This window comes from Bathymodiolus heckerae thiotrophic gill symbiont (assembly GCF_900180345.1).
In the GTDB taxonomy this organism is placed as follows: domain Bacteria; phylum Pseudomonadota; class Gammaproteobacteria; order PS1; family Pseudothioglobaceae; genus Thiodubiliella.
Window position 1 is genome coordinate 1 of the sequence record NZ_FXLV01000063.1, and the last position, 7,291, is coordinate 7,291.

At 34.4% G+C, this 7,291-nt stretch carries 8 protein-coding genes and 1 pseudogene; all 9 read right to left on the reverse strand.

Going from position 1 to position 7,291, the window contains the following annotated elements:
* A pseudogene (locus tag CRYPD_RS06995) lies at positions 1-225 on the reverse strand (polysaccharide biosynthesis protein); the annotation flags it as partial.
* Positions 226-254: 29 nt separating this feature from the next.
* The gene (locus CRYPD_RS07000) at positions 255-980 is read right to left on the reverse strand and encodes a sugar transferase (protein WP_138146872.1); all 726 of its coding nucleotides are present in this window, start codon (positions 978-980) and stop codon (positions 255-257) included.
* Positions 981-984: 4 nt separating this feature from the next.
* Positions 985-1,905: a transketolase family protein gene (locus CRYPD_RS07005; RefSeq protein WP_138146873.1), complete on the reverse strand. Its 921-nt coding sequence runs from the start codon at positions 1,903-1,905 to the stop codon at positions 985-987.
* On the reverse strand, positions 1,898-2,701 hold the full coding sequence (locus tag CRYPD_RS07010) for a transketolase (RefSeq protein ID WP_138146874.1): 804 nt from the start codon (positions 2,699-2,701) through the stop codon (positions 1,898-1,900). Before CRYPD_RS07010 ends, CRYPD_RS07005 begins: the two co-directional genes overlap by 8 nt.
* The gene (locus CRYPD_RS07015) at positions 2,694-3,800 is read right to left on the reverse strand and encodes a DegT/DnrJ/EryC1/StrS family aminotransferase (protein WP_138146875.1); all 1,107 of its coding nucleotides are present in this window, start codon (positions 3,798-3,800) and stop codon (positions 2,694-2,696) included. Before CRYPD_RS07015 ends, CRYPD_RS07010 begins: the two co-directional genes overlap by 8 nt.
* Positions 3,797-4,537, reverse strand: coding sequence for a class I SAM-dependent methyltransferase (locus CRYPD_RS07020; RefSeq protein ID WP_138146876.1), 741 nt, complete (start codon positions 4,535-4,537; stop codon positions 3,797-3,799). The genes CRYPD_RS07015 and CRYPD_RS07020 overlap by 4 nt, the downstream gene beginning before the upstream one ends.
* 3 nt (positions 4,538-4,540) lie before the next feature.
* Positions 4,541-5,314: an FkbM family methyltransferase gene (locus tag CRYPD_RS07025; protein WP_138146877.1), complete on the reverse strand. Its 774-nt coding sequence runs from the start codon at positions 5,312-5,314 to the stop codon at positions 4,541-4,543.
* A gap of 23 nt (positions 5,315-5,337) precedes the next feature.
* Positions 5,338-6,156: a glycosyltransferase gene (locus tag CRYPD_RS07030; protein WP_138146878.1), complete on the reverse strand. Its 819-nt coding sequence runs from the start codon at positions 6,154-6,156 to the stop codon at positions 5,338-5,340.
* A gap of 10 nt (positions 6,157-6,166) precedes the next feature.
* Positions 6,167-7,174 carry a LicD family protein gene (locus tag CRYPD_RS07035; protein WP_138146879.1) on the reverse strand — a complete coding sequence of 336 codons (1,008 nt, stop codon included), beginning with the start codon at positions 7,172-7,174 and terminating at the stop codon, positions 6,167-6,169.
* Between the last annotated feature and the right edge of the window lie 117 nt (positions 7,175-7,291).

Sequence of the window (7,291 nt, forward strand, 5' to 3'; positions counted from 1 at the left end):
CATATAGCGAATAACACTGCGATACAAACCAAAACGAATAAAAATCGGCATAGCAATCACTGGTGCACCAAATATCACCCAAAGCAAATCGCTTTCTGGAAAATACCAATAGCCCAACCGTATTGAGAACGAGGCTAGTAATATTGATATCAGTAAGATAGTATCAGCCAACAGCATAATCAGTTGCTTGCTAAAACGAGATGAGTTGGTTATTGTGTTTATCACTTTACTGTTTATACTTTTAGAATTTGCACTTATCTTACACTAACAATCTCATTAGAACCGGGTGGTGGAAAGGGATACAATTCACTCTCTCTCTTTGAAATAGCAATAATATTAGCATCAGCGTTCATTTTTGTTAATTGCGCCACAACCCAATTAAGTGCCTTTGGTTTTGAAATAATGGCAATCACTGTCCAAAAAATCAGTTGTAAATCTAGCAGTGTTGAACGATTTTCAATATAAATTAAACCCAATCTACTCTTCCAAGGTCTAATTAACTGATTATAAGATAAATCTGGATCACTTTTACCCTCTAAAATATCCCCTTCATCCGAAAAAACAATTGATGAAAAATCGGTAATACCGGGTCGCACACTCAGCAATCTTTTCTCAACATCAGTATATAAGTTTGTTTCAGTTTTCACATTCGGCCGTGGACCGACTAGACTCATATCCCCCATTAAAACATTCCATAGTTGGGTTATTTCATCTAACTTGTATTTTCTAATCTTGTGTCCAATCGGAGTAATTCTATTGTCATCTGCACTGGTTGAATCAACGCCAGAATTATCTGCATTGCTTACCATAGAGCGCAATTTAACCATCTTAAAAATTGTATAATTTATACCCACCCTTGGTGCCATATAAAAAGGCGATTTTTTATCTTGTCGATAGACTAAATACATAAAAATAACTAGGATAGGCAGTAACACTACCAAACCAGTAAAAGATAACACAATATCAAGAAGGCGTTTCATATTTTCAATTTTTAATACTTAATAAATCCAACACTTTTTTAACAATAGCGATTTTATTTATTCCGTAATATGCTTTTAGATAGTCTTGAGAGCCAACAATTGAAGAGTATTTATCATCTAATCCAATACGCAAGAATGCCCTTGGCATAATACCATTATCCATACAGACTTCTGCTACTGCACTCCCTAGTCCACCATTAATATTATGCTCTTCAATGGTAACAATACCACCTGTTTCATTTGCTGAGGCAATAATAACTTCTTTATCAATGGGCTTAACGGTGTGCATACTGACTACATTGGCATTAATACCTTGTTTTTGTAGCAATTCAGATGCTTGAATAACATCACTTAATATGCCACCTGTAGTGAATAGAGTTATATCTTTACCTTCTTTATATCTAATAGACTGCCCAAGTGTAAATTTAGTTTCAATATTTGTGGCAGTTGTTTTGTCTAATCTTAAATAGCCAACGCCATTATTATTAATGAGTGCCTCTATTGCTTCGCCTGCTTCCCATGCTGTACCAGGGGCAACAACACTCATTGCAGGCAATGCTCTGAGAATGGCAATATCTTCAGTAGTATGATGTGACATACCCAAAGAGCCGTAACTAAATCCGCCACCTGATGCAACAATGGTGATATTTAAGCCATGATAACAAGCATCATTACGGATTTGCTCTAAACACCTCAGAGTCGGGAAATTACCAATTGAGTAAGTAATGACTTTCTTACCCTCTAATGCTAAGCCTGCAGCTAAACCTGTCATGTTCTGTTCTGCAACACCCACATTAAAATATTGTCCAGGAAACTTAGATTCAAACGCTTCAAAAACACCAAAGCCTAAATCAGCCGTTAATAAGACAATGTCTTTATCCTTCGCTGCTAACTGCGTTAATTTATCTAAAAAAGCATCACGCATTGTCATTCTCTAGTTCGTTGACAGCTGCTTCGTATTCTTCGCCTTGGGGACTACGATAATGCCACAAAACTTGATTCTCCATAAAGGATACACCTTTGCCTTTAGTGGTATTTGCCACAATACATAGTGGCTTATTCTCAACCTTGGAATGACACGCATTGATTAACTGCTCATGGTCGTGCCCATCAATATCAATTACATTCCAACCAAAAGCCCGCCATTTATCCACAAAAGGTTCTAATGCCAATGTATCTTCCGTTGAACAAATACTTTGTAATTTATTGCGGTCAATAATGACCACTAAATTATCTAACTTATGATGGGGGGCAAATAAAGCCGCCTCCCAGTTTGACCCTTCATCACATTCGCCATCACTCATTAATACATAAACTATGTGTTTATTTTGGTTAATTTTAGCGGCAAGTGCCATACCTGTAGCAACAGGTAAGCCATGTCCTAAGGAACCTGTAGAGAATTCCACACCTGAAATACCTTTATGCGATACATGTCCAGATAAATTAGAACCGTTTTGATAATGTGTTTTTAATTTTTCTATTGGTATGAAACCACTTTCAGCAAGTGCTGCATATACACCAGCTCCAGCGTGTCCTTTACTTAGAATAAATCTGTCTCTACCCTGCCATTTTGGATTATCAGCCTTATAATTTAACACTGTGCCATACAAAACTGCCAAAATATCAGCAATAGAAAGTATTGAGCCTATATGCGAACTTCCACCAGAACTGGTCATATTAATAGCATGTCGCCTAATGTTGTGAGCAAGCACTTTAGTCATTATAAAAACCTCTGATACATTGGCACACATAATCAACTTCGTCATCTGTAATTGACATATTCAGTGGCAATAACAAACTTGTGCGCATAATATTTTCGGTAAATGGCAATAACTGGATGAACCCTAAGTCTCTAAACTCGTGCACTGCTTGACCACCCCATTGAATTAAAGTGCCAATACCCTTGTTAGATAAATATTCTTTTAACTCATTACGCTTTAAAGCTTTAATCTCATAATTTTGGAATATATCAAAGCAATCTGGATTATTGTCTATTGAAGGCGGTAAAACAATACCGACTAAATCCCTTAAACTTTCATCATACAAGTTAGCAATCGATCTTCTACGCTGAATAATTGCCTCATAATCATCAAAAAAATAATTCAGTATTGCTGCTTGCAAATTATCCAACCGACTATTATAACCCCAAACAGATACATTACCATCTTCGCCACGACCATGGTCACGCATTAGCTTGATTTTGTTATAAATATCTTTATCATTAGTAAGCACTGCGCCACCATCGCCAAAACAACCCAACACTTTTGCTGGATAAAAACTAATACAACCACCTACGCCAAATGAACCCGCTGATTTACCTTTATATTTGGCACCTAATGCTTGTGCTGAATCTTCATACACTTGTAAACTATACTTATCGGCAATCGCCAAAATCGCATCCATATTTGCTACACGACCATTGAGCTGCGTTGGCATAATGGCTTTTGTTTTGGGTGTGATTGCTGCCTCAATTAATGTTGTATCCATCAAGTGGTCTGCTCCAGCCTCAATGGGCACAGGTATCGCACCTGTAAATTTAATGGCTGATGCAGTTGCCACCATCGTATGCGAACAAAATATCACTTCATCGCCAATACCTATGCCACCAGCCTTTAGTAATAACTGCATAGCATCTGTTGCATTAGCCACGCCCAGCGCATACTTAATGCCTGTATATTTTGCTAACTTATCCTCAAATTGAATCAAGTCATTCTGCATAATAAACGCACCACGACTTGAAACTGACTGAAATATATCAGTTAATTCTTTACTGTGCTGTGCAAATAAATCAGGGTAATTAAAAAAAGGGATGTTTTTCATTGTTTTTTTGCCACTAATACAAATTTAAACGCTGATTTTTTAATAGAAAATATTCTATCAACGCCATCTGAAATTTTAGTTGTTATCTTCTCACTAAAAAGTCTAATCATCAAAGGTGTTAAAAATGAAATCGACCCAAAAAATTTAACCTCAATTTTGCCAAATTTTTGTTCATATTTGTGTAATAACTTCAAATCAGGTGTTCTTTTTATCACACTTAGACTACGGCTGCCGCGCAAATAATGAATATAGCGATTCAAACGATAAATAGGATTGTTATTCAGTGAGTCAACCGCAATAAAAACACCTTTAACTTTTAACACTCTGTGTATCTCACCAAGCACTACCTCATGATCTGCATAACTTAAACTACCCGCATTAACTACAATATCAAATGACTCATCTGCAAAAGGTAGTTTTTCCATATCTGCTACTTTAGTGGTTAGTTTGTTCGTATTAAATCGTTTTTTCATGACACTTAATGAATGCTCTGAAATATCAATTGCACAAACTGTTGCCCCAGTCGCCAATAAGAACTCAGTATTTTCACCCATGCCTGCGGCAATCTCTAACACTCTACTTTCGCTATTTATTCGTTCAACAACCACCGACCGATAAAAATCATAGGGCGCCTTTAAAGGCAAAGTTAAAGCATTGACACTCAACAAATTATCAGTATTCAGGGCATTCTGTGCCTCATCATCGTAACGACTTCTCTCTATATCCTTATCACTCATAAATTAAGAAACCTTGTAGTCTGTGTGTACATAAATATCATCTAAATTCATAACCCTTCCCCAGAAAATATAACCATTATTTATCATCATGTTTCGAATATTGTCATCACCATAGAGAGAATGATTTTCTATCGTCAATACATCAATTCTCACTTTATTAAAATCTATTCCTTTAAGAACATTCACCTCATGCCCTTCAACATCAAGAGATAGATAGTCTATGTGTGTAATATTTTCCTCATTCATTACATCTTTAAATAATCGTGTCCTAACTTTTATATCGTAAATTTCACTTTTATCCAACGAACCTAACGATGTATTTTTCATAAACGACATTACCCCATCTGAATATTCGCTTACTGCAAAACTGCCTTCCCCTTCATTATCTGAAAGTGCAATTGAGAATAACTTGGCTTTTCTTTGTTTAGTCCATAGTTCAACCATATGAGGCAAAGGCTCAAATACCACGCCACGCCAACCAAGATCTTCAAAGTATTTAGTATTATTCCCTATTAGTGGGTGGTTTCCGCCAATATCACAAAAAAATCCTTTTTTCTTTCCTTTAAAAAAATACCTATCAAGAATAAAATCTTGGTTATCCAAAGAATAAAATCCTTTTTTTACCCTCATTACCGTATGTGGAAATATTCTTACATTTGGATATTTAGTGCGAAACTTGTATATTTGCAGTAAATTACTATATTTGGCAATAGCCAATAACTGGAAAAACGATGGCATTACTGACCGAATAAACATTTTAAACTTTCTAATTTTCATAACGCTATATCCACTTAAAAATATTATAGTTTTCTTATCATTTTAAACACTATTTTCAATAGTGTTTTGGGTAACAGTCGTATTATAAAGCCAACAACCACATTTCTAAACAATTCATACAAATTAAGAAAACCCATTTTGTAGAATTCTTTTTGCACAACTGCCTCAAGTATTGCATTCTTTAACCCACCTCTTCGATCCATCTGACCATTGCCCGTTCTCATATTTACTAACGGCTCTTGTATATTATAGAATTTTGCACCACCTAATATTAATTTTACAAATAAATTATAATCTTCGCTCGTTCTTTTATGTTTTGCGTAATTCCCAGCATTTAACACTGATTTTCTCTTATACATTGCCGAAGGGTGATTAACTGGATTTCTGTTTTTGGCAAATCTTACGATTGCACTATGCTGTTCTGGCACTTTTCTATATGAAATTACCTTAGTTTCATCACTTTCAAACTCGCCCACCCAAGCACCACAAACATCAATATCTTTAGTTTCGAAAATCACTAATTGTTTTTTAAACCTATCAGGCAGAGAAATGTCGTCTGTGTCCATCACTGCAATTAATTCATTGGTGCATTTTTCTACACCAATCTTTTTAGCGTTACCAATACCGGCATTTTTTTCAAGAGAAATGACTTTAAAAATATCACCCAACTCTTCTTTCCATTTTTTGATACTTTGATACAATTCATCAGTCAATACACCATCCTCCACCAAAACTATTTCATTAGGTTTAATAGTTTGCCCATCCCACACGCTTTGCATTGCCCTATCAAAATGCCTTGGGCTTTCTTTGCAATAAATTGACATTAGTACTGAAAATTTCATATTATCTTTTTTAATACAGCCATTTTTTTATTTTTTTATACATGCCAATATTTATAACTAAATTTCTAAAAAATTTACGAGTAGAGTAACGATAAAAATCTTGATTTTGTTCGGTTAAACTAGCGGCGGTAGTCTCTAATGCAAATTGATTAGAATTACAAAAATAAAATTTATTTGCGTGCTTGGGAGTTTGTTTAGATTTAGGGGGTGGTGTCATATAGTTTTCATAAATAATACTTAAATAATTTTCAAAGTTATTAGGCATAAAAGAATTCACTCCTTCAAAGGTTACTTTCCTTAATGGGAATATATCTGTATAAGGGAAATAATCATTAGTCTCTTCATTAAAAATTATAACTTCTGTAGTCGCTATATCTTTTGATGGTCTATAGTTACAATTAGACAAATAACTATGGAAATATTGGGTAAATTTTTGTTTTTCCATAAGGGCATTCTGTAGAGTGTTTTTGCGATATTTTTTATCAATTTTTTCGCCACTTCTAACGCCTCCGTTAGTAAAATATTCAACAGTATTTGCAAGGTTTATATCGTTTTTCTTATCAACCTTATTAATAATTCTGACAGGGAAAATATCAATAAAGCAGGCGAACATTTTATGATTTTCTCCACGCACCATCATTTTGGTGCTAGCTAATTTTTCAAAAAAATTTTTTGATGTATTATGGTGGTAATATAAAAAAATATCTTCATTAGTTTGAGATTCAGAATTTAATGCAGATATAAGTCTATGATAATCAATTGCTGGCACACTAATATCAATATCATCATCCCAAGGAATAAAGCCTTTATGCCGAACAGCACCCAATAATGTACCATAATCTAACCAATATTCTACATTATTATTTCTGCAAACTTTATCAAAGATTTTCAGTAGATTTAACAGTTCCATTTGTAAGTCTTTTAGTGTTGCTGGCTTCAGGTGTTTGTATTTTTCGTTACTCATTATTTTTTCAGTGAAAATTTTATTATAGTTATAGTTTCGTTGAGACCTTTGCATAATTCATAATTCCCCATCCTATTTTCAACCCTTGCAATTTTTCAAAAAAAAATAGCTCAAAATTTCCGTATTTTTCCATAAAAATCTAAAAAACATCTTGTTTGTCTGATTTTTTTA

Excerpts from the sequence above, each read along its gene's own strand:
- CRYPD_RS07015 (WP_138146875.1), bottom strand. The coding sequence starts at position 3,800 with ATGAAAAACATCCCTTTTTTTAATTACCCTGATTTATTTGCACAGCAC.
- CRYPD_RS07020 (WP_138146876.1), bottom strand. The coding sequence starts at position 4,537 with ATGAGTGATAAGGATATAGAGAGAAGTCGTTACGATGATGAGGCACAG.
- CRYPD_RS07030 (WP_138146878.1), bottom strand. The coding sequence starts at position 6,156 with ATGAAATTTTCAGTACTAATGTCAATTTATTGCAAAGAAAGCCCAAGG.
- CRYPD_RS07010 (WP_138146874.1), bottom strand. The coding sequence starts at position 2,701 with ATGACTAAAGTGCTTGCTCACAACATTAGGCGACATGCTATTAATATG.
- CRYPD_RS07005 (WP_138146873.1), bottom strand. The coding sequence starts at position 1,905 with ATGCGTGATGCTTTTTTAGATAAATTAACGCAGTTAGCAGCGAAGGAT.
- CRYPD_RS07000 (WP_138146872.1), bottom strand. The coding sequence starts at position 980 with ATGAAACGCCTTCTTGATATTGTGTTATCTTTTACTGGTTTGGTAGTG.
- CRYPD_RS07025 (WP_138146877.1), bottom strand. The coding sequence starts at position 5,314 with ATGAAAATTAGAAAGTTTAAAATGTTTATTCGGTCAGTAATGCCATCG.
- CRYPD_RS07035 (WP_138146879.1), bottom strand. The coding sequence starts at position 7,174 with ATGCAAAGGTCTCAACGAAACTATAACTATAATAAAATTTTCACTGAA.